18 protein-coding genes are annotated in these 21,019 nt (G+C 61.4%); 8 read left to right on the top strand and 10 right to left on the bottom strand.

Going from position 1 to position 21,019, the window contains the following annotated elements; translation table 11 throughout:
- Positions 1-17: 17 nt before the first annotated feature.
- A complete protein-coding gene (locus B5T_RS19800) occupies positions 18-2,216 on the bottom strand; it encodes a primosomal protein N' (protein WP_041717149.1) in 2,199 nt (732 codons plus the stop codon).
- Between the two features lie 134 nt (positions 2,217-2,350).
- Between B5T_RS19800 and rpmE the strand changes: the two genes are divergently transcribed.
- Entirely contained in the window at positions 2,351-2,569 is a 219-nt protein-coding gene (gene rpmE, locus B5T_RS19795; RefSeq protein ID WP_014996299.1) for a 50S ribosomal protein L31, read from the top strand.
- Positions 2,570-2,761: 192 nt separating this feature from the next.
- A complete protein-coding gene (locus B5T_RS19790) occupies positions 2,762-4,036 on the top strand; it encodes a malic enzyme-like NAD(P)-binding protein (RefSeq protein ID WP_026948244.1) in 1,275 nt (424 codons plus the stop codon).
- A gap of 102 nt (positions 4,037-4,138) precedes the next feature.
- On the opposite strand, the gene B5T_RS19785 is transcribed toward B5T_RS19790, so the two are convergent.
- From B5T_RS19785 to B5T_RS19750, 8 genes are read right to left on the bottom strand one after another with little or no spacing between them, the layout of a single operon-like run.
- A complete protein-coding gene (locus tag B5T_RS19785) occupies positions 4,139-4,774 on the bottom strand; it encodes an ANTAR domain-containing response regulator (protein WP_014996297.1) in 636 nt (211 codons plus the stop codon).
- Positions 4,767-5,918, bottom strand: coding sequence for a transporter substrate-binding domain-containing protein (locus tag B5T_RS19780; protein WP_041717148.1), 1,152 nt, complete (start codon positions 5,916-5,918; stop codon positions 4,767-4,769). Before B5T_RS19780 ends, B5T_RS19785 begins: the two co-directional genes overlap by 8 nt.
- Entirely contained in the window at positions 5,918-7,432 is a 1,515-nt protein-coding gene (locus tag B5T_RS19775; protein WP_014996295.1) for an amidase, read from the bottom strand. Before B5T_RS19775 ends, B5T_RS19780 begins: the two co-directional genes overlap by 1 nt.
- A gap of 3 nt (positions 7,433-7,435) precedes the next feature.
- Complete coding sequence (locus B5T_RS19770; RefSeq protein WP_014996294.1) at positions 7,436-8,140, bottom strand: ABC transporter ATP-binding protein; 705 nt, start codon at positions 8,138-8,140, stop codon at positions 7,436-7,438.
- The gene (locus B5T_RS19765; RefSeq protein ID WP_014996293.1) at positions 8,133-8,864 is read right to left on the bottom strand and encodes an ATP-binding cassette domain-containing protein; all 732 of its coding nucleotides are present in this window, start codon (positions 8,862-8,864) and stop codon (positions 8,133-8,135) included. The genes B5T_RS19770 and B5T_RS19765 overlap by 8 nt, the downstream gene beginning before the upstream one ends.
- Complete coding sequence (locus tag B5T_RS19760) at positions 8,861-9,865, bottom strand: ABC transporter permease subunit (RefSeq protein WP_014996292.1); 1,005 nt, start codon at positions 9,863-9,865, stop codon at positions 8,861-8,863. Before B5T_RS19760 ends, B5T_RS19765 begins: the two co-directional genes overlap by 4 nt.
- Positions 9,865-10,734 carry an ABC transporter permease subunit gene (locus B5T_RS19755; protein WP_014996291.1) on the bottom strand — a complete coding sequence of 290 codons (870 nt, stop codon included), beginning with the start codon at positions 10,732-10,734 and terminating at the stop codon, positions 9,865-9,867. Before B5T_RS19755 ends, B5T_RS19760 begins: the two co-directional genes overlap by 1 nt.
- A 9-nt stretch (positions 10,735-10,743) precedes the next feature.
- Positions 10,744-11,967: an urea ABC transporter substrate-binding protein gene (locus tag B5T_RS19750; RefSeq protein WP_014996290.1), complete on the bottom strand. Its 1,224-nt coding sequence runs from the start codon at positions 11,965-11,967 to the stop codon at positions 10,744-10,746.
- A 348-nt stretch (positions 11,968-12,315) separates the two neighbouring features.
- Between B5T_RS19750 and B5T_RS19745 the strand changes: the two genes are divergently transcribed.
- Together B5T_RS19745 and B5T_RS19740 are read left to right on the top strand one after the other, a co-directional pair.
- Positions 12,316-13,611, top strand: a complete 1,296-nt coding sequence (locus tag B5T_RS19745; protein WP_041717147.1) for a DKNYY domain-containing protein — start codon at positions 12,316-12,318, stop codon at positions 13,609-13,611.
- 217 nt (positions 13,612-13,828) lie between these two features.
- Complete coding sequence (locus tag B5T_RS19740; RefSeq protein ID WP_014996288.1) at positions 13,829-15,214, top strand: DKNYY domain-containing protein; 1,386 nt, start codon at positions 13,829-13,831, stop codon at positions 15,212-15,214.
- 49 nt (positions 15,215-15,263) lie between these two features.
- Here B5T_RS19740 and B5T_RS19735 read toward each other — a convergent pair whose 3' ends face one another.
- Positions 15,264-17,789 carry a penicillin-binding protein 1A gene (locus tag B5T_RS19735; protein WP_014996287.1) on the bottom strand — a complete coding sequence of 842 codons (2,526 nt, stop codon included), beginning with the start codon at positions 17,787-17,789 and terminating at the stop codon, positions 15,264-15,266.
- 334 nt (positions 17,790-18,123) lie between these two features.
- On the opposite strand from B5T_RS19735, the gene B5T_RS19730 reads away from it, so the two are divergent.
- Genes B5T_RS19730 through B5T_RS19715 form a run of 4 tightly spaced genes read left to right on the top strand, consistent with a single transcriptional unit; the run spans position 18,124 to position 21,012 of the window.
- Positions 18,124-19,191 (top strand): pilus assembly protein PilM, encoded by a 1,068-nt coding sequence (locus B5T_RS19730; RefSeq protein WP_148279306.1) that lies wholly within the window; start codon positions 18,124-18,126, stop codon positions 19,189-19,191.
- On the top strand, positions 19,188-19,772 hold the full coding sequence (locus B5T_RS19725) for a PilN domain-containing protein (RefSeq protein WP_014996285.1): 585 nt from the start codon (positions 19,188-19,190) through the stop codon (positions 19,770-19,772). The genes B5T_RS19730 and B5T_RS19725 overlap by 4 nt, the downstream gene beginning before the upstream one ends.
- The gene (locus B5T_RS19720) at positions 19,759-20,457 is read left to right on the top strand and encodes a type IV pilus inner membrane component PilO (RefSeq protein ID WP_014996284.1); all 699 of its coding nucleotides are present in this window, start codon (positions 19,759-19,761) and stop codon (positions 20,455-20,457) included. The genes B5T_RS19725 and B5T_RS19720 overlap by 14 nt, the downstream gene beginning before the upstream one ends.
- Positions 20,458-20,478: 21 nt before the next feature.
- Positions 20,479-21,012, top strand: coding sequence for a pilus assembly protein PilP (locus tag B5T_RS19715; RefSeq protein WP_014996283.1), 534 nt, complete (start codon positions 20,479-20,481; stop codon positions 21,010-21,012).
- Positions 21,013-21,019: the final 7 nt, after the last annotated feature.

Here is a 21,019-nt window from a genome sequence, read left to right as displayed (position 1 = left end):
CGCATTCCAATGGCGAATTACACCATTTCGGTGGGATCCACATCCAGATGCCAGCGGCAGTGGCGGGCGGAGGGCAGGCCGCGGGCGTGCCGCACCAGGGCGTCGAGTACGGCGTGCAGAGCTGGACGCTGCCGCGCCTGCAGCAGTAGTTGGGCGCGATAGCGGCCGGCCCGTTTTTCCATCGGCGCCGGCGCCGGTCCGAGCAGATTCACGCTGTCATCATCGATGTTACTGTGCTGCAGAAAGGGCGCCGCGCACTCATCAAGAAAGGCCAGGGCCTTGTCCATGGACATGGCCTCGCAGCGCAGCAGAGCGAGATGACCGAACGGGGGCAGCCCGGCCATCCGCCGTTCCTCCAGCAGCGTGTCGGCAAGGGCGTGATAGTCGCCGGCGGCGGCTAGGCGCACCAAATGATGATCGGTATGGCGGCTTTGCAGCAGCACCCGGCCACGCAGGTCCTTGCGGCCGGCGCGGCCGGCCACTTGCAGCAGCAATTGCGCGGCCTGTTCGGGGCCGCGGAAATCGGCGCTGAGAAAGCCCGCGTCCAGATTGGTGATCACCACCAGGCTCAGACGGGGGAAATGGTGACCTTTCGCCAGCATCTGCGTGCCCACCAGCACCGCCGGCGCGCCGCCCCGGATTTCCGCCAGTTTGGCATCCAGGCTGCCCTTGCGGCGGGTGGTATCACGATCGATGCGGACCACCGGCGCCTGGCAGTGATCACTTAACAGGGCCTCCAGTTTTTCCGTGCCGGCGCCGGCGTCAATCAGATTGCTGGAGCCGCATTCCGGGCAGCGGCGTGGTACCCGCTGCTGATGATCGCAATGGTGGCAACGCAACTGCGACAAGCTGCGATGCCAGGTCATGACGCTGTCGCAGCGCGGGCATTCCGCCTGCCAGCCGCAATCCCGGCACAGGATCACTGGGGCGAAGCCGCGCCGGTTGAGGAACACCAGGGCCTGCTCGCCACGGCGCACGGTGTCTTCGATGGCGGCCAGGGCGGAGGGCAGCAGGGGCGCGTCCGGGGCGGCATCGCGGGCATCCAGCAGCTCGATATCCGGCAGCGCGGCGCCGCCCGCCCGTTCGCGCAAACGCAGCCACTGGTAGCGGTCGGTGTGGGCCAGATGCAGGGTTTCCAGGGCCGGAGTGGCGCTGCCGTGGACCACCGGAATATTCCATTGGCGGGCGCGCCAGGTGGCCAGATCCCGGGCGTGATAGCGCAAACCGTCCTGTTGTTTGAGGGATCCGTCGTGGGCTTCGTCGACGATGATCAGCCCCGGAGAATGCAACGGTGTGAATATCGCCGAGCGGGTGCCGATAATGATGCGTGCCCGGCCTTCGCCGGCGGCAAGCCAGGCTTCCAGCCGCTCGCGGTCGTTCAGGCCCGAATGCATGACCGTCACCGGCACCGCGAAACGTTGGCGGAAACGGCGCAGTGTCTGCGGCGTCAGGCCGATTTCCGGCACCAGCACCAGTACTTGATGGCCGGCCGCCAACACTGGCGCCATGGCTTGCAGATACACTTCGGTTTTGCCGCTGCCGGTGACGCCATCCAGCAGAAACGGCTGAAAACCGCTGGCCTGATTGATCGCTTCGATCGCCAGACGCTGCTCCGGGCTGGCGCTCAGAGCAGGCTCGGCCAGCACATCCGCTGGCAGCGGCGGGACCTGGGGCAGGTGCTCTTCGCGCTCCGCCCACTGCTTCTCGCGCAGGGCCTGGAGCGCCGGACGCGATACCGACAGTGCTTCCAGCATGGCCGGGGTGAGGCCGTCCGGGTGTTCGGCCAGCAGGGCCAGGGCTTCCTGTTGGCGCGGCGCCCGCTTCAGGCGGTCCGGCGTCACGTGCCGGCCGCGATCGGTGATGCGCCAGCGGATCTCGGCGTCCGGCCGTGCCGCCTGCCCTTGGCGCAGCAGCGTCGGCAGCACGAAGTTCAGTACTTCGCCGAGGGGATGGTGATAGTAGCCGGCGGCCCATTCGCACAGGGCGTAGAGCCGCTCATCGATGATCGGCGCTTCGTCGAGTACCTGTTTGACCGGTTTGAGGGTCTTCAGGCTACTGGGCTGATGGCCGTGAACCACGCCCACCAGGGTCCGTTTGCCGAACGGCACTTCCACCCGGGCGCCACGGGGCGGCACCGGCGTCTCCGGTGGCAGGGAATAGTCAAAACAGCCTGGCAGGGGGACCGGCAAGGCAACCTGTAAGGAGGAGAGCGGCACGTGGAAATCCGGAAAACAGCGGTTACAGCTTGCGCATCGGGCGCAAACTGATATAGTTCGCGTTCACTTTTCCCGGCGTAAGCCAGTGTGGTGCCCGGCCAAGATCGGGTAGCGACACGCAATGGAGCCCAGTTATGAAAGCAGACATTCATCCTGAATACCAGGACGTGGCGATTTCCTGCAGCTGCGGAAACGTCATCCAGACCCGGTCCACCCGTGCGGGTGATTTTTCCGTGGACGTATGCTCCGCCTGCCACCCGTTCTACACCGGCAAGCAGAAGCAGGCGGACAGCGGCGGTCAGATCGACAAGTTCAAGCAGCGCTTTGGTGTGGTGCGCTCCAAGAAGAACTGATCGTTCTCATTGCTTGGCGTTCCACCTGTAAAAAGCACCCGGAAGGGTGCTTTTTACGTTCATCGGCAGCATTGTTTTACACAAATGACGGTTTTGCATCGATAGTGTTGATATCGATGGAAATTTACGTCGATTGATATTTATTTGGCCAATATAGTGTTTTAAAGCCCGTTTCGGGGAGCGGAGACCACCATGTCCGAGGATTTCAAGAAGGCGGCCCTGGATTATCATGCCAAACCACGTCCAGGGAAGATCAGCGTCGAGGTGACCAAAAGCGCGAAAACCAGTCGTGACCTCAGCTTGGCCTATAGCCCCGGCGTAGCAGAACCGGTGCGTGAAATCGCGCGCGAACCGGAGCTGGCTTACCGTTTTACCGCCAAAGGCAACCTGGTGGCGGTGATCAGTGATGGCACCGCCATCCTGGGATTGGGCAATCTGGGCGCGCTGGCTTCCAAGCCGGTGATGGAAGGCAAGGGCATCCTGTTCAAGCTGTTCGCCGGCATTGATGTGTTCGACATCGAAGTGGAAGCGGAGGATCCGCAGGCGTTCATTGATACCGTGGTGCGCATTCATACCACCTTTGGCGGTATCAACCTGGAAGATATCCGTGCGCCGGAATGCTTCGAGATCGAACGCGTACTCAAGGAAATCTGCGACGTGCCGGTGTTCCATGATGATCAGCATGGTACCGCCATCGTGGTCGGCGCCGGGTTGCTCAACGCGCTGGAAATCCAGAACAAGCGCATCGGGGATATCAAGGTGGTGTGCGTCGGTGCCGGCGCCGCCGGTGTTGCTTCCGTGCGGTTGTTGATTGAAATGGGCGCGCGCAAGGAAAACATCCTGGTATTGGACCGCAAAGGTGTGATCCACAACCGCCGTGATGATCTTAACCAGTACAAAGCGGCGCTGGCCAACGACACCGACAAGCGCACTCTGGATGACGCCATCGAGGGCGCCGATGTGTTCATCGGTGTGTCCGGCCCGGATATGCTGACGCCGGAAATGGTGAAGAAGATGGCCGACAAACCGATCATCTTCGCGCTGGCCAACCCGGACCCGGAAATCCGCCCGGAAGTGGCCAAGGCCGCCCGTGCCGATGCCATCATCGCTACCGGCCGCTCCGACTATCCGAACCAGGTCAATAATGTTCTGTGCTTCCCGTACATGTTCCGCGGAGCCCTGGACGTGCGCTCCACCTCCATCAACGAGGACATGAAGCTGGCGGCGGTTCACGCCATCGCCGAGCTGGTCCGTGAGGCGCCGCCCCAGGAGGTACTGGAAGCCTATGGTGGCGAGCCGTTGAACTTCGGTCCGGAATACATCATTCCCAAGCCCAACGATCCGCGCCTGCTGGGCCGGGTCTCCGCCGCCGTGGCCCGTGCCGCGGTGGATTCCGGCGTCGCCCGCAAAGGCTACCCGTCTCACTACCCGCTCAAGTCCCTGGACGATATCTTCCCGGAACTGTAAGGCGTGTCGCCGCTGCCCGATTCAGTTGGGCAGCACTTTTGGGGTGGGTCCTTCAGGCAGGGGCGCGCGGTGGCCTGGTTCGCGAAGTGAGGGCGTGGTGGGTCACTCTTCTCCCTCCGGCAGTGGTTTCGGCGACACGGCCTGGCTGGCATTTTCGCTGATGATGCGCTCAGCGACCGCCTCTATCGAATTACGGCTGTCCATCGCTGCTTTCTGCAAATAGCGGTGGGTCTGGCTCATCTCCATTTTTTGCACATGGCATAGGATGATCTTGGCCACCTCGACGGTGGAAAGCGCAAGATGGCGGTTCTCGGTCTCGGCGATGCGTTGGATATTCTGGCGCCGGCGCTGTCGGACATCGCGGCTGATCATGAGATTCGTGAGAAGGCCGAAGGGCTTGACCGGCCGTTCGATCACCGCGGCGGCGCGCAGCTCCAGTACCATCTGCAACGTCGAGGGGTCCTCGTAACCGACCAGCGCGATGACCGGTGGGCTGAGGTCAGTCAGTTGGCCGGCCAGTCCTCGCACATCAGCGCGGGCACCGGAATCGACGGTAACAATGATCACGTCGATATCCTCGGGCAGGGTCTGGGGGATCGGCCAGTAAAGCCGGGGCAGACAGCCGATACGGACCAAATGGGTCATCAGACCCTCGGCCTCGCTCCCCGGGGGGAGCAGCACCAGAACCCTCATGCCTTTCAGATCACTGATCTTCGGCTTCCCGGTGGTTTTAGGCATGGCCGGTCATCGCATCCCCAAAGCTGTGTTCCACCATATAGGGTTCGGGTTTGATCGGATTTTTCTCCACTTCGATCACCTCGAACGCATTTCGTGCATCAACCCGTCCGATCCGGGACCAGAGCCAGGTGTGGTGTGTGGCCGCGTCCAGCTTAACTGGACCTTCCGGTGCATCAAAGGATACCGCGCCAAGCTGGTCCAGCACGGCTTCCAGCGTAGCTTCTCCTGCCTCGCGGGCGGCTCGGGCGAACAGGTGGACCTGGAAATAGGCGGCTTCCGCCCCCGAGGTCACCGGTATATCCGCACCGAAACGGGCGCGCATACCCTGAAGGAAGGCGCGGCTTTCCGGGTTGTCCAGCGTGGCGAACCAAGGTGCGGCGACCAGGAAGCCCTCGGAGAGATCCGCGCTCATCTGCGCCAGGTCGGACTCGTTGGTGGCAAGGCTTGTGATCACCCCGCCGCCGGCACGGACCCGGGTGCGGGCGAAGGCCTCGTGCAGCCGGATTATGTCGCTACCGACCACGGTCGAATAGATGAAATCGGGGCGTTGCTTCTCGACCTCGGCCATAACCGCCGACAGATCCTCGTCCGAGGCATCGAAGGGCAGATAATATTCGCCCACGACACTGCCATCGGCCTGTTCGAACAAATCACGCATGATCCGGTTCGATTCATGGGCAAAGACATAGTTGTTACCGATGAAGAACGCTCGTGATCCATGGTGGCGCAGCAGATGCCGTGCCAACTGTACCGAATTCTGATTCGGCGCCGCGCCCGTATAGATGCAGTTCTGCGAGAATTCAAAGCCCTCGTAGAGTGTCGGATACAACAGCAGCGCCTGGCGGCTTTCCAGTAGCGGCAGCACCGCCTTGCGTGAATTGGACATATGAGTACCGAACAGCACTCGCACATCCTCTTCGTCGCAGAGCCGTTCGGCCGCGAGGCGATAATCATTCGGGAGCGGGCCGATGGGCAATTGGCGGGGGACCAATGGAACCCCGTTGATCCCGCCAGCCTCATTCACCTCGTCAATGGCCAGAAGTGTTGCGCAGGCCTGGGTATATTCGACCGCTTTCGTCTGGCTTTCTCGCGAGAACAGAAGGCCGACCGGCCAGCCCTCAAGATGAGTATTCAGAGGTTGCATCAAAGCGTCTTCCAGTCAAAGGCCGCTTCATAGGCGGCGGCAGCGCGGTAAAGCGTGGCTTCGGTGTAATCCCGTCCGATCAGCATCATGCCTACGGGCAGTCCCTGGGCCATGCCGCAGGGCACACTGATCGCGGGCAGGCCGGTCGCATTGAAGGGGGCGGTATTGGTGTTCATTTCCAGCGCGCGGCCGACCCACTCCCGCGCGCCGCAGCCCGGGTCAGGCAATCGGGGCGCCTTCAGGGGAACTGTTGGCATCAGGAGCAAGTCATAGTCCGCAAGCACCGCCTCATAGGCCGCCTTCAACCGGCGAACCAGGTTCTGGGCCTTGGCGTAATACTGGCCATGATAGTGTCCCCGGAAATAATGCGCGGCAAGCAGCACTGATGTCACATCGGCGGGAAAATCCGAGGCGTTCGCCCGCCAGTCCTGCTGCGCCCGCATCAGGCTGGTGACGTAAAGCCCCTTCCAATTTGAGCCGTAGTTGAACCCTTCCAGCTGGTTTGCCGTGCCTTCAATAGCAATCGGAGTCCAGATCGCATGGCCCTTGCGGTGCAGGGGCAGGCTGACCTGGTCCACCGTGGCGCCAAGACTGCGTAGACGCTCGGCACCGGCGCGCACCGCCGCATCAACCTCCTCCTCTGAGTTTTCCCAGCCGAAGCCCTCGGCGATGATCGCAATGCGCAGTCCCGTGGCGCCCGCCTCCAACTGCGAAAGATAGTCGAAACTGTCCGGCAACCGGCGTTGGCGCGGGTCAAGCCCGTCATCGCCGACGATCGCCTCGAGCACGCGTGCATTGGTGCGCACGTCACCCGACATCACCCCGGCATGGTCCAACGTCATCTCGACCGGCATCACCCCGGTATATGGGACAACACCATGGGTCGGCTTCATGCCGACAAAACCGGCATAGGCGGCCGGAATGCGGACCGAGCCGCCCTGGTCGGTGCCAATAGCCGCGTCGACCAGCCCGGCCGAGACCAGCGCCGAGCAGCCCGAGGATGAGCCACCCGCTGATCGGGCCTCGTCCCAGGGATTTTTGACCGGCCCTTGCGCGCTGGTGTGGCTGCTGCCCGAGACGCAGAAATATTCGCATTGCGCCTTACCCAGGATAGTTGCCCCCTGATCCAGAAGACGGGTGACCAACGTCGCGTCCACATCGGGGGTATAACCGCGCAAGCTCGAGGCGCCGGCCATCATTGGCACACCCGCGAGCATGACATTGTCTTTCAGCGCGAGGTTCAGCCCTTCAAGCTGCCCGCCCGGGCGGCCCTTCACCTCGGACTTTACATACCAGGCATTGTAGGGGTTTTCCGCCGGCGCGGGGTAATGTCCAGGCGTGCGCGGATAGCGTACCTCCGGCAGTTCCGGTGTCAGCGCATCGACGATGGCATAGTCATGGCTGACCTCCTCCAGTAGCTCGGTGAAAGCCTGGATATCTGCTTTGGAAATCCCAAGACCGAGAGCCTGATCTGCGGCAAGCAGGTCTTCATATTGCGGTTTACGAATCGTCACGTTTCAGCCCTCGATACCGATGAATGCTTTGGCCTGTTCCGTCGATCCTTCGGCCTTCGGATCGATGGTCTTGACCACGCTGCCCTTATCGACCGCCAGAATGTGGTCGCAGATCGACCAGAGGAAATCGATGTCCTGTTCGACCAGCATGATCGAGAGGTTGCGTTCCTTGCGCAGCTGGATCAGCACGTCGATGATCTCGTCGCAGATAGAGGGCTGAATGCCCTCGGTCGGTTCGTCCAGCAGGATCAGGTCGGGATCGCCACAGAGGCAGCGGCCAAGCGCCAGAAGTTGCTGCTCCCCTCCTGAAAGCATGCCCGCCTGCCGGTCCAGCAGCGGCACGAGCCGCGGGAAAAGATCCAGTACTTGCGCCACCTTCACCTCGGCGCCACGGAAATTCTTCACGCAACCCATACGCAGGTTTTCTTCCACCGTCAGCAATTTGAAAAGCTGCTTGCCCTGTGGAACATAGCCAATCCCGGCCCTTGCGCGAGCCTGGGTGCTCTTGCCGTTCAGCGACTGGCCGGCTTTGCGGATCTCTCCGCTCCAGGTCGGCAGTTCGCCCATGATGGCGCGCAGAAGCGTGGTCTTGCCCATACCGTTGCGCCCCAGAAACCCGATGCATTCACCCTGCGCGAGCGAGAAATCCACCTCACGCAGCACCGGCACGCGACCATAACCCGATGACAAGCCCTTCACCTCAAACATTGGTGTTTCTCTCTCGTCCCAGATAAGCCGCCCGTACTTGCGGGTCCTTTGCGATCTCGTCGAAGCTGCCCTCGGCGATCACCGTGCCACGTTCGAAGACGGTGACGCGCTCACCAATCAGCCGGATGAAATCCATGTCATGCTCGACCACGATCACCGCGCTTTCGCGGGTGATGTCGCGGATGATCCGCACTGTCTTCAGGCTTTCGTCGTGGGTCATACCTGCCGCCGGTTCATCCAGGAGCGCCACGGCGGGTTTAGAAGCGAGGATCTGGCCAAGCTCGACCCATTGTCGCTGCCCATGCGCCAGCTCGGCGCAGGCGCGGTCCCGCAGATCGGCCAGGCCGATTTGCTCCAGCACCTCATTGACAATCACCTTGACCGCCCGTCCCTTGGCGCGCCGACGAGCCGCCATGTCAATGTTCTCGGCCACGCTCAAGCCCTCGAACAGGCTTGGTACCTGAGTCTTGACGCCGATCCCAAGCCGGGCAATCTGATAGGGCTGCAGCGCATTCAGCGACTTGCCCTTGAAGGTGATCGTCCCGCGTGTGGGCGGATATTGCCCGCTGAGAAGTCGAAAGAAAGTTGTCTTGCCCGCGCCATTGGGTCCGATCAGACAGCGCAACTCGCCCTGACGCAGATCGAAATCCACTGCCTTGACTGCATCGACGGCGCCGAAGCTGATGCCAAGGCCGCGGGCCTGAAGGATGATTTCTCCGCTCATGTCAGGCGCTCCTTGGTGGCGGGTTTCGTTTCGCGCCGGAACAGCGGACGCAGAGCTTTGGTGATCATCGGCTGGATGCCCTGCGGCACGACCAGCACGAAGAAAGCCAGCACCACGCCCAACACCAGATTGACCTGCACTACCTGCTGAGTGCCGAGCTTGGTGGTAGCCCATTGCAGCGCGATGCAGCCCAGGATCGGCCCAACCAGTGTCCCCCGGCCACCTACAATCACCCAGATGATGATCTGAGCCGATTGCACCAGGCTGAAAATCGTCGGACTGACAAAGGCGCCCCAATTGGCGAAGAGACAGCCGCCAAGCCCCGCCAACGCCCCTCCCAGGGTGAAGGTGACCAGCTTCGAGCGCGCCACGTGATAGCCCAGAAGCTCGGCCCGATATTCGTTCTCGCGCACGGCGATCACGACTTTGCCTGGTGTGGTCTTCAGGTAAAGTGAGATGGCGACTATCGAAGTGACCAGCACGGCCACGGTAAGACGGAAGATATCCGCCGGCCCGAGCGGCGTGCCGCCCGGCCAGGTCAGGGTTGGCACGCTGGTCATGCCGTTGAAGCCGCCGAGCAGAGCGGAGCCGATGCGGTACTGTGGCCCCGAGGTGGAGTTAATCAGATTGAACAAGATCAGCGTCACCGCCAGGGTGATCACGCCGATATAGATGTCGTTGATCCGGCCGTAGAACATGAAATAGCCGAGCACCGCGGCGAACAGAGCTGGAACGGCGATGGCGATGGCAATGGCCGGGAGGCCGGGGCCGAAGTTGATCGCCGCCACCGCCCAGGCATAGGCGCCAAGGCCGAAGAACGCGGCCTGGCCCAGGCACATAATGCCGCCCTTGCCCCAGATGAAGGCAAGGCTCAGCGCCAGCACCGCCATGATCAGATAAATAGTGATTTCATAAATGGTGAACAATTCAAGCCAGCCCGGCATCACCATGCCCAGCGCAAGCACGGCAATAAGGCCGCCGGATTGCAGAAGACGTGCCATCAGATCGACCTCCGGAAAAAGCGCCCGGTGATGCCCTTGGGCAGAAGGCGGATCAGTACGATCGCGGTCAGCAGAAGAGCCACTTCGCCGATGACGGGTGTGTATAGATAAGTGAAGACCTGGCCGACGGTGCCAAACAAAGTTGCCGCCGAGAGGTTGCCGGCGATCACGGCGAAACCGCCAGAGATCACGGTAATAAAGGCTTTGGCGATATAGGAGGCGCCGATAGTCGGGATCACCCCGGTCAGCGGCGCAAGCGCCGCGCCGCCCAGGCCCGCGAGCGCCGCTCCAAGCCCAAAGGTCAACGCATAAATGCGACGCGGGTTGCCGCCAAGTGCCGCCACCATATCGGCGTTCTGCGTGGTCGCCCGCGCCAGAAGGCCGAATGTGGTCAGCTTGAACAGCACATAAAGCAGGGCAAAGACCATAATGGCCAGCGCGATCAGGAACATCACATAGCCGCTGACGGAAAACTCGCCGATGCTCACGCTGGGCAGTGGCGTCGAAATTCCCGTGGTGGTATTGCCCACCAGCATGGTCATGCCGCCGATCAGGGCAAGGCTGATGCCCCAGGTCGCCAGCATGGTATCGATCATACGTCCGTAGAGATGGCGGATGACCAGCCATTCCAGCAAAAGCCCGATCAACCCCACCACGATGGGGGCAAGAATCAGCGAACTCACCCAGAAGCTGAGGCCGCCATGGTTGGTGCCATAGATGGTGACATAGCCGCCGAGCATGAGAAACTCGCCGTGGGCCATGTTGATGACCTTCATCATCCCGAAGACCACCGCCAGGCCGATACTGATCAGCACCAGAATGGCGATGGACCCGAGAATTTCGATTATGAGGATTGACGCGAAATCCATCTGCCTTCCTTAGAAATCGATGACGTATTGCTGATTGTCATCCGGGTTCGCGATCAGATCGCAAACCATGGCGGTATCCGCGGGAGGCTGCTGCTCGAAGGTCTCGACCGGGAGCAACCCGCCGTTCTCGACCCGGGCGATATGCACATCCATCGTGGTGTGATGAGTTTTCGGGTCGATGCTGATACGACCGCTCGGCGCCTCGAGCGAGATACCGGATTCCAGTGCCTTGATGACCGGCAGGCGATCCACGGTGCCCGCCTTCTCCACGCCGGCTACCCACAGGCGAAATCCCTGATAGGCACCTACGCCCAGTTCGGTGATGTAGGGGTAATCGGCACCGAACCTGGCGTGAAAGTCAGCCACGAATTGCTTGTTCAACGGATTATCCAGCTCTTGCAGATAATTCTGGCAGACCATAATGCCGTTGGATTCCTCGGGCGTCAGAATCACATGCTCATTGCCGCCGGCGAAGGTGGTCGAGGACATCGGGATCTTGCCCAGCATGCCTGCCGCCTTCCACTGACGATAAAAGGAAATATGAGCCCCGCCCACCAATGCCGACCAGACATAATCCGGCTTGGCGGCCTGGATCTTCGAGATCGAAGTCTTGAAATCGGTCACATCCATCGGGAAGAATTCGACGCCCAGGACCTCGCCGCCGTTATCGGCGGTATATTTCTTCACCCAGTCCGCGATGATCTGGCCATAGTTGTAATCGGCCGCGACGATATAGACCTTGCCGCCGTGGTTCTTGGCCGAATAGTTCACCAGCTTCTCGACTGTCTGACCGGGCGTCACGCCGGTCGCGAACATGTTGCGGTCGCAGACGCCGCCCTCATATTGGTTGGCGTAAAAGTAAAGCGTGTTGAACTGGCGCATGATCGGTCGCACCACCTCTCGTGAGGCCGAGGTAATGCCCGCGAAGACCACCGCGGGCTTATCCGACAGCGCGGCCTGACGGGCGAATTGCGCGTAACGCTGCATGTTTGATTGCGGGTCATAGACATTTAGCTTGATCTCGCGGCCCAGCAGGCCGCCCTTGGCGTTCTGCTCTTCCACGGCGAAGCGCAATGCATCGACGATCGGCTGACCGTAGGATTCAAGGCCGCCGGACAGGTCATAAAGCGCCGATACGGTGATCGGGGCTCCTTGCGCGGCAAGACGGGAGGTAAAGCTCATGGCGGTGGCGGCACCAAAGGCGGCCAACACCTGACGACGGGTCAGTTTCATGGGATCTCCACTGTAACAATCGGCCATTGCTCACCGCCCGCCATTAGGGACGGACGCATCCGGACCGGCGCGGGTGATTGCAATGTATTGGGTATGAAATAACGCCAGCGCGATTGGTGACGTCTGAAACGGAAGGCCTGACCCACGGCGTTCTTGGCGCGGGGCGAAATGCTGAGGCTAAAAATGACACTATGATTTCACTTAAGATCCTAGATATGTTGTCTCACGCTGTAAAGACCGCGTCGCAAGTTTCTTGATGGTCACGATATTGGCTCGACGCGGTGGTGGTGCTGGCGTCGAAAATCAGGTTGAGATCATGAGTACCCGTTGCAAGCAAAAGGGGAGCCAATGAAAGGACGGTGGCAAGGTTTGGTCTGGGTCATGACGATTCTGGCGTTGATCGTCGCGTTGATGCTGTTGCTGGACCCTGGGGAAGAGCCCAAGGTGGCCCGCACCGATTATCCGGTGAGCCGCTACAGCCATGATGACGACGGCCGTATCTGGTTTCTGCGGGACGGGGAGGGCCATCATCTGGTCGAGGGCGCCGATCCGGAAACCTTCGAGCCCGTGCCTGGTGATAGCGGGAAAGGCTATTTCTATAGTGGTCTGGCCCGGGACCGCGAGCACTTCTACGTGGATGGACACCGCAAGCCGGAGGTGAACCCGGACACCGTGCATTATCTGGGGCGGCATTATTACCGTACCGATGAGCGCGTGTACTACCGGAATACATTGCTGGACGGCGCCGATGCCGCCAACATCGGTATCCGTCATGGCGATTACGCGCAGGATGGTCAGCGGCTGTATTACCAGGGTCGGTGGATTCCTGGCGCCGACGTTTCTTCCCTGGATGAAGTGGCGGTAACGGAACGGACCCCGGCGGATTTCCATTACCTCAAGGACGCCGGCCGGGTCTACTACCGGGGAAAGGTTGTGGAGGGAGCCGTGCCGGGGAGCTTCACCGTGATCCGGGTCGAGGGCGATACCTGGGGCAACCACTACGGTTACGATGGTCAGCGCTATTTCTTCAAGGACAAGGTGTTGCCGGACCGGGTGGCCGACACCGATCAGACGCTTGTCCCTGACCGCTTCAGGTTGTTGCTGGCGGACAAGGAATTCGGCTGGCACCTGCTGTTCTATCAGGGTGACACCGTCTATTACCATCAGCCTTTCACCAATGCGGTGAAGGTGCTGTGCCAGCGGGATTCCAGCGCTCCCATGGCGGCGTTGGGGCAGGGGCTCTACCGTGACGACCGGCATCTGTACTTTGCCTGGGTGGAATGGGACTGGAACCGGCAAAGCCGAGGCGGAGGGCGCGGGCTGCAGGGTTGGAGCAGCGGTTTGGCGGTAGTGCCGGACGTCGATCCCGACCAGTTCCGTTTTATCGAAAAGGCACGTTACCGCTGGTCGGGTCACACTCTGCGCGGTGACGTGTACGAGGCCGATGGTCAGCGCTTCTTTCGTCTGAATCACAAGGGGCCGGGGTCCTATCAAGCGGCATTGATGGGCTTTGACGAGAACGGTGAGCTGCGCCACTTACGGCACGACAGCCGCTGTGGGGCTTATACGGAATCCCCGAACCGCTCGAGTTTCCTCAATGATCTGAAGGGCGCGGTGAAATGGATGATTGATCGCGGCTCGTGAGCCGCTGAAAGCCCTGGACGATATCTTCCCGGAGTTGTGAACGGGGACGGCGGGCAGCATAAAAAAAGCCGGGGGATTTTCTCCGGTTTTTTTGGATAAAGGAAACCCTTCCCTTCTCCCTCATTCCTCAAAGAACTTTTTATCGGGAAACGCCGGCTGTCCGGCGTTTATACTGTCTCGCAGTTATGCATATGGCATCACACGGAGGGTCGAGGGTTTGGGTGACACAAACAGAGGGGCGCGCCTGATCGGCGGCAAAGTTGCCGTGATCATCGCTTTGCTGGTCTGTGTGGTCAGCGGCGTGGTGATCTATTTGATGCTTGCTCCGAAAGGCCCTGAAGTGGAGCCCAGCGATTATCCCGGCAGCCGTTACGCCCGTGATGACGCCGGGCAGGTTTGGTTCCTAATCCCGGGTGATGGCTATCAGCCGGTGGAAGGGGCGGATGCGGATACCTTCGAACCGGTGCCCGGGGAGACCGGCAGGGGTTATGTCTACAGTGGTTTGGGCCGTGACCGCGATCACTTTTATGCGCTGGGCCAACGGGTGCCGGGCGTGGCGCCGGATAGCGTGCGTTACCTGGAGGCGCACTACTATCTCGCCGGCGATAAGGTGTACTACGGGACCACCCTGCTGGATGGGGCCGATCCGGGTACCTTTCGAGTGTTCAAGAACGATGGGGTGTTCTGGAACGATTACGCCCATGACGATCAGCGCCTGTACTATCAGGGGCGTTGGATCTCTGGTGCGGATATTCCGTCGTTAAGCAGGGTCGGCGTGGAGGCGCCGACCCTGGCGCAAGGACACTATCTTCGCGATGCCCGGCGGGTGTACTACCGTGGCCGGGTGGTGGAGGGCGCGCGCCCGGCCCGGTTCACCCTGGTCGAGGTGTGGGGGGAGCCCAGGAATATCCTCTACGATACCCATTACGGCTATGACGGACAGCGCTACTTCCTGGGGGATCAGGCGTTGCCAGGCCGGGTGTCCGACACCGATCAGGCCCTGGTACCGGGTGGCCTCAAAGTGTTGGTGGCGGACAAGAGCGTCGGCTGGCACTTTCTGTTTTATCAAGGTGATACGTTTTACTACCACCAGCCGTTTACCAACGAACTGAAAACGCTGTGCCGGCGGGATTCCAGTGCGCCTATCGAAGTGCTGGGGCGGGGGCTCTATCGGGATGACCGGCATGTGTACTATGCCTGGGCGGCCCGGGATTATAAAAAGGGGCGCTATTTTCGCGGGCTTCGCGGCTGGTACAGCGGCTTGGAAGTGGTGCCTGGGGCCGACCCGGATGACGTTCAATTGATCGGAAAACACGATTACCGGATGCTCGGTAAAACCGTGTCCGGGGACCTGTATCAATCCAACGGCCAACGTTTTTTCAACCCCGCCGACGGGGATCGGGCCGCCCTATGGGGCGTGGACGAATCGGACGAAGTGCAACCGCTGGCGAGGGGGCATGAGTGTGAAGCCTATACCCGCAATCCCGATTGGGTTGGCATTCCTGTTTTCGCCCGGAACACTCTTGTGTTTCTTGCCGTGCTGCTCCTGATCATAAAAGGAGGTGGAAGGTTTCTTCGCCGGGTTGAAATGCTAAAAAACTAAGTACGGATCGCGGTCCACGGACCGCGATCTTGTTCTGGCGTAAGGCCGCTCAGAAAATCTGTTCCGGACTGCCGCCGCTGCCGCCGTTATAGGGGCTCTCCTGTTCCGGCACGTCGTCTTCGCGGAAATACTCGAAGATGGCATTGCTGTTGCCGGACCGAGCGACCAGGCCGCTCTTCGGATCAATGCGGACCGAGACAATACCCGGAGGCTGGCGCAGGGAGGTTTCCGGGACGCCATCCAGCGCCTTGCCCATGTAGCTGGTCCAGATCGGCAGGGCGGCACGGCCGCCGTATTCGCCCCAGCCCAGGGAGGTCGGCGTGTCCAGTCCCACCCACACGGTGGTTACCAGGCTCGGCGCATAGCCGGAGAACCAGGCATCCACATGGTTGTTGGTGGTGCCGGTCTTGCCGGCCAGATCCTTGCGGCCAAGGGAGCTTGCCTGGCGGCCGGTGCCGCGCTTGATCACGTCCTGCAGCATGGAGTTCATCAACCAGGCCACCTCCGGATCCAGGGTGCGGGGCGCCAGCACCGGCGGCGGTTGCAATGTTTCCGGGGGCTGATCATCGCGGTTGTTGTTGCCGAGGCTGACTTCCTCGCGCTCCAGCAGCGTGGGCAGTTGTTCGCGTTGTTCCCAGGCCGCTTCCTCGGTGGCGATTCGGGCTCGTTCATCGGCGCAGGGCAGATCACACCGCAGCACTTCCGGTGCGCGCCACAGCACATGGCCGTCGCGGTCTTCGATACGATCAATATACCAGGGGGCCACCCGGTAACCGCCGTTGGCGAACATGGCGTAAGCGGTGGCCAATTCCAGCGGCGTCAGCGATCCGCTGCCCAGGGCCAGGGACAGGTCCCTCTGGAAACGATCATAGGGCAGGCCAAACTCTTTCAGAGTCTCCATGGTCTGTTCGATGCCCACCTGGCGGAGAATGCGGATCGATACCAGGTTGAGAGAACGGTACAGCGCTTCACGCATGCGGGTGGGGCCATAGAAGCGGCCGCTGGAGCCTTTCGGCCGCCAGGCCTTGCCCAGCTCGGCGCTGTCGTAGACCACCGGGGCGTCATTGATGATGGTGGCCGGGGTGAAACCGTTTTCCAGTGCCGCGGTGTAAACAAACGGCTTGAACACCGAACCAGCCTGGCGCTGGCCCTGCATCGCCCGGTTGAAGTTGGAGGCGGCGAAGCTGTAGCCGCCCTGCAGTGCCTGCAGAGCGCCGGTTTCCGGATCCAGTGACACCAGTGCGGATTGCGCCTGGGGCAGTTGCGCCAGCCGCCAGTGGGCGCCGTTCTTGTCATTCACCGGGCGCAGGTAGATGACATTGCCGACTTTGAGGACATCGGCGACCTGCTTGGGTTTTTCCCCGACATAACCCTTGCGCAATGCCGGGCGCGCCCAACTGATATCCTTCCAGGCCACCACAGCCTGTTTGCCGTCGCCCAACAGCACCGCGGCGGCGTCTTCCCGTATCTCGGTAACGATGGCGGTGCGCAGCGGACCGTAAGCGGGCTGGTCCTTGAAGGTGTCGAGCCAGGCGACCACGTCGTTGCCCAGGCCTTCCTGATCCTCCTCCTCCGGGCGGGCCAGCTCCGGCTGCGGCGCCTCATCCTCGGGGGCGGCCTCCGCCTCGTCGCCCTGGGGCCAGGTCAGCTCCGGCAGGGAGCCGGTGTCCACCTCGGCCAGCGGCCCGCGATAGCCGTGGCGTTCATCGTATTCGTGCAGGCCTTCACGCAGGGCGCGTACCGCCGCTTCCTGACGTTTGCTGTCGACCGTGGTGATAACCCGTAAACCCTGGGTGTAGAGGTCGCCGGGGATGATATCGGCCACCGCCAGGCGCGCCATCTCCGCCACATAGGCGCCTTCCACTTCCGGTCGTGAGGTGTGATAGCGAGCGGTCACCGGCGCCTGCCGGGCTTGTTCCATTTGCTCTTCGGTAATGGCGCCGGTTTCGTGCATGCGGCCGAGAATCCAGTTACGGCGCTGTACCGCCCGCTCCGGGTTGGTGATCGGGTTGTAGGCGGAAGGCGCCTTCGGCAGGCCGGCGATCATCGCCAGCTGCGGCAGGGTCAGTTCGCCGATGTCCTTGCCGTAGTAGACCTTGGCCGCGGCCTGGGCGCCGTAGGAGCGGTGACCCAGATAGATCTTGTTGAGATACAGCTCGAGAATCTGCTCCTTGGTCAGGATGTTCTCGATCTGCATGGCCAGCACGATCTCGTTGAACTTGCGCAGGAAGCGCTGTTCCCGGTCGAGAAAGAAGTTGCGCGCCACCTGCATGGTGATGGTGGAACCGCCGGAACGGATCTCGCGATAGCGGATCAACTCCACCGCGGCCCGGGCCAGCCCTTTCACGTCCACCCCGGCGTGGCGGAAGAAGCGCTCGTCTTCCGCCGCCAGTACCGCCTGGACGAACAGCGGCGGCAGATGGTCAAAGGTGACCGGCTCGCGGCGCTTCTCGCCGTATTCGGCCATGAGTTTCTCGTCGCTGCTGTAGATACGCAGCGGCGTCTGGTATTCGACCTCGCGAATGCCAATGGCATCAGGCAGTTGCGGCGCCAGGTACAGATAGGAGCCGGCCATGACCAGGACGGCGCCACAGACGGCGGCAAAGGCGAGGAGGAGGAGAGGGCGGATCCAACGGACGGCAGATTGCATATAGTGGCAATTGATGTGGATTCAGAATAAAGGCTTAGAGCATGTTCTCGGCGGTCCGGGCCAAGTCACCTGGGACGGTTTATGCGCGGGAACAGCATCCAGCCGTGAAGCACGTCATTATACGGCGTAAAGGTTGTTGTGATCTAATAACCTTTCTGCTACTACTAATTTCTCATGTTGTACAGCATAAGAACTACGTAAGTATATCTTTTTCTGGGTAAAAAAGTACTTCCAATCTACTCTCTTGGGGCGAAAGACTGTGCTGCCTTTTCTAAGAAAAAAGGCCCAAGCCATGCTGGGGGTCGATATCAGTTCCACCGCCGTGAAGCTGCTGGAGCTATCCAGGTCCGGGGGGCGCTTCAAGGTCGAGAGCTACGCCGTCGAGCCGCTCACGGCCAATACCGTGGTGGAGAAAAACATCACCGATGTGGAAGGGGTGGGGGATGTGATCGCCCGGGTGGTTGCCCGGGCCCGCCCGGGGGTCAAGGCCGCCGCCGTGGCGGTGCCCGGCTCCGCCACCATCACCAAGGTGATCGAAATGGACGCCTCGCTCAGCGAGGACGATATGGAAACGCAATTGCGGGTGGAGGCGGATCAGTACATCCCGTTCCCCCTGGACGAAGTGCGCATGGATTTTCAGGTGCTCGGCGCCACCGAGGATACCCCCGACCGGGTGGAAGTCCTGGTGGTGGCGTCGCGTACGGAGAACGTGGAAATGCGCGCCGATGCCCTGGAAATCGGTAACCTTCAGGCCAAGGTGGTGGACGTGGAGGCCTACGCCATGGAGCGGGTCTTTCAACTGGTGGCGCCCGCCCTGCCCAACGCCGATGAGCTGGAAACGGTGGCGGTGTTCGATATCGGCGCCACCATGACCACCCTCAATGTGTTTCATCAAGGGCGCAGCGTCTATACCCGCGAGCAACTGTTCGGCGGCAAGCAGCTCACCGAGGAAATTCAGCGCCGCTACGGCATCTCCATGGAGGAGGCCGGGCTGGCGAAGAAAACCGGGGAATTGCCGGAGGACTATGAGAGCGAGGTGTTGCAGCCGTTCAAGGACGCCATCGTCCAGCAGATCAACCGGTCCCTGCAGTTCTTCTATGGATCCACCCAGTTCAATCAGGTGGATTACATCCTGCTGGCCGGTGGTTCGGCTTCCATCGCCGGATTGCCGGCGCTGATCCAGGACAAGGTGGGCGCCGGGTGTTCCCTGGCCGATCCCTTCGCCGGCATGAGCAAGGCCGGCAAGGTCAACGTCCGGGCCCTGGCCAACGACGCCCCGGCGATGATGATCGCCTGCGGCCTGGCGCTGAGGAGCTTTGAACTATGAGCACCAGCATTAACCTGCTTCCCTGGCGGGAGGCGCGCCGCAAGCAGCGCCAGCAGGAATTCGTCGCCTTGCTGATTTTTGCCGCGTTGCTGGCGGGTCTGCTGTTCTGGATGTGGAAAGGGGTGATGGAGGATCGCATTGCCGATCAGCAGACCCGCAACAGCCATATTCAGACCGAGATCGCCAAGCTCGATGAGCAGATCAAGGAAATCAAGGAACTGGAAACGCGCCGCGCGGAACTGGTGGCGCGGATGCAGGTGATCCAGGAATTGCAGGGCAACCGGCCCACCATCGTCTACGTTTTCGATCAGTTGGTCCGCACCTTGCCGGACGGCGTCTACTACAGCTCGGTGGAACGCACCGGCAACGTCTTCACCATCAAAGGCGTGGCCGAATCCAACAACCGGGTATCGCGGCTGATGCGGAATCTGGATGGCTCCGACTGGTTCGTCGAGCCCAACCTGATCAACGTCACCGCCCTGGAAGGCAGCCAGCAGGCCAACCAGTTCACGCTGACCGTGAAGCAAGGGCGTCCGGACCGTGAAGGGGATGAGGGGGAGAGTAACGATGAAAGCCTCTGACCTGAAGAATCTCGACGTTCGTGAGCTGATCGACGAGATCAACAGTCTGGATTTCGAGAACATCGGGGGTTGGCCGCTGCCGATCAAGATCGGCGCCGCCGTGCTGGTGTTCGCCGCCGTGCTGTTGTTGGGGTATCTGCTGTCGATCAAGGATCTGAAAGCTCAGCACGAGCGCCTGGAGCGGGAGGAGCAGAGTCTGCTCACCAGCTTCGAGAAGAAGGCGTTCAGCGCCCACAACCTGGAGCAGTACCGCCAGCAGCTGGTGGAGCTGGAAGAGAACTTCGATACCTTGAAAAACCAGTTGCCGCGCGACACCGAGGTGCCCGGTTTGCTGGAGGACATCACCCACACCGGCTTGAGCAGCGGTCTCGAGTTCGAGGTGATCGAGCTCAAGGATGAAGTGCAGAAAGAGTTCTACGCGGAACTGCCCATCGATATCCGGGTGACCGGGGATTACCACGGATTCGGGGCGTTCGTCTCTGGCGTGTCGGCACTGCCTCGGATCGTCACCTTGCACGACTTCAAGGTGGAGCCTGGCAGCAAGGAGGAGAGCGGCGGCTTGCTGAATCTGGCGATCACCGCCAAGACCTATCGCTACGCGGGGCGGGATGGCGCCGATGACGGTGGCGATAAAAAGGTGGCCGGCAAAACGGCGAAAGCGAAAAACAGGAACGGCCGTTCCTAGAGCCGGTGTAAGGGGGGAAGCATGAAAGCGCGTAATTTAGCCGCCGCACCGTGTCTGCTGGCGGCGCTATTGTCTCTCGGGGGCTGCACCGCCGGCGCCGATCTCGGCCAGTTGGATGCCCGTCTCGAGGAAATCAAAGCCCGGCCACGCGGACGTATCGAGCCGCCACCGGAATTCAAACCCATCGCCACCTTTACCTACGGCGCCCACAAGCTGCGGCCGCCCTTTTCGCCGCCGGTGGAGCAGGAACTGGTGAAGGTGCCGGAAGGCCGCAAGGTCGAGCCGGACATGAGCCGGCCACGGGAATACCTGGAGCGTTTCAGTCTGGATGCACTGCGCATGGTGGGCACCATCACCAAACCCGGCAAGGCACTGGAGGCATTGATGGAGGATCCCGCCGGGGCCGTGACCCGGATCCGGGTCGGCAGTTACTTGGGGAAAAATTTCGGCCGGGTGGTGGCCGTTCGCGATAACGAAGTGTCGTTGGTGGAAATCGTGCCTGACGGCCACGACGGCTGGGTGGAGCGGTCCCGCGCCGTTTCCATCGCCGAATAATGTTGCT

Origin of the sequence: Alloalcanivorax dieselolei B5, assembly GCF_000300005.1 — a bacterium.
GTDB classification, from domain to species: domain Bacteria; phylum Pseudomonadota; class Gammaproteobacteria; order Pseudomonadales; family Alcanivoracaceae; genus Alloalcanivorax; species Alloalcanivorax dieselolei.
This window is presented reverse-complemented; position numbering and strand designations above follow the sequence as displayed.

Bases quoted from the DNA above. Each gene is read 5' to 3' on its own strand.
- B5T_RS19785 (WP_014996297.1), bottom strand. From the start codon at position 4,774: ATGCCTAAAACCACCGGGAAGCCGAAGATCAGTGATCTGAAAGGCATG.
- B5T_RS19735 (WP_014996287.1), bottom strand. From the start codon at position 17,789: ATGGCCGGCTCCTATCTGTACCTGGCGCCGCAACTGCCTGATGCCATT.
- B5T_RS19725 (WP_014996285.1), top strand. From the start codon at position 19,188: ATGAGCACCAGCATTAACCTGCTTCCCTGGCGGGAGGCGCGCCGCAAG.
- rpmE (WP_014996299.1), top strand. From the start codon at position 2,351: ATGAAAGCAGACATTCATCCTGAATACCAGGACGTGGCGATTTCCTGC.
- B5T_RS19760 (WP_014996292.1), bottom strand. From the start codon at position 9,865: ATGGCACGTCTTCTGCAATCCGGCGGCCTTATTGCCGTGCTTGCGCTG.
- B5T_RS19755 (WP_014996291.1), bottom strand. From the start codon at position 10,734: ATGGATTTCGCGTCAATCCTCATAATCGAAATTCTCGGGTCCATCGCC.
- B5T_RS19750 (WP_014996290.1), bottom strand. From the start codon at position 11,967: ATGAAACTGACCCGTCGTCAGGTGTTGGCCGCCTTTGGTGCCGCCACC.
- B5T_RS19715 (WP_014996283.1), top strand. From the start codon at position 20,479: ATGAAAGCGCGTAATTTAGCCGCCGCACCGTGTCTGCTGGCGGCGCTA.
- B5T_RS19780 (WP_041717148.1), bottom strand. From the start codon at position 5,918: ATGCAACCTCTGAATACTCATCTTGAGGGCTGGCCGGTCGGCCTTCTG.
- B5T_RS19790 (WP_026948244.1), top strand. From the start codon at position 2,762: ATGTCCGAGGATTTCAAGAAGGCGGCCCTGGATTATCATGCCAAACCA.
- B5T_RS19765 (WP_014996293.1), bottom strand. From the start codon at position 8,864: ATGAGCGGAGAAATCATCCTTCAGGCCCGCGGCCTTGGCATCAGCTTC.
- B5T_RS19745 (WP_041717147.1), top strand. From the start codon at position 12,316: ATGAAAGGACGGTGGCAAGGTTTGGTCTGGGTCATGACGATTCTGGCG.
- B5T_RS19770 (WP_014996294.1), bottom strand. From the start codon at position 8,140: ATGTTTGAGGTGAAGGGCTTGTCATCGGGTTATGGTCGCGTGCCGGTG.
- B5T_RS19720 (WP_014996284.1), top strand. From the start codon at position 19,759: ATGAAAGCCTCTGACCTGAAGAATCTCGACGTTCGTGAGCTGATCGAC.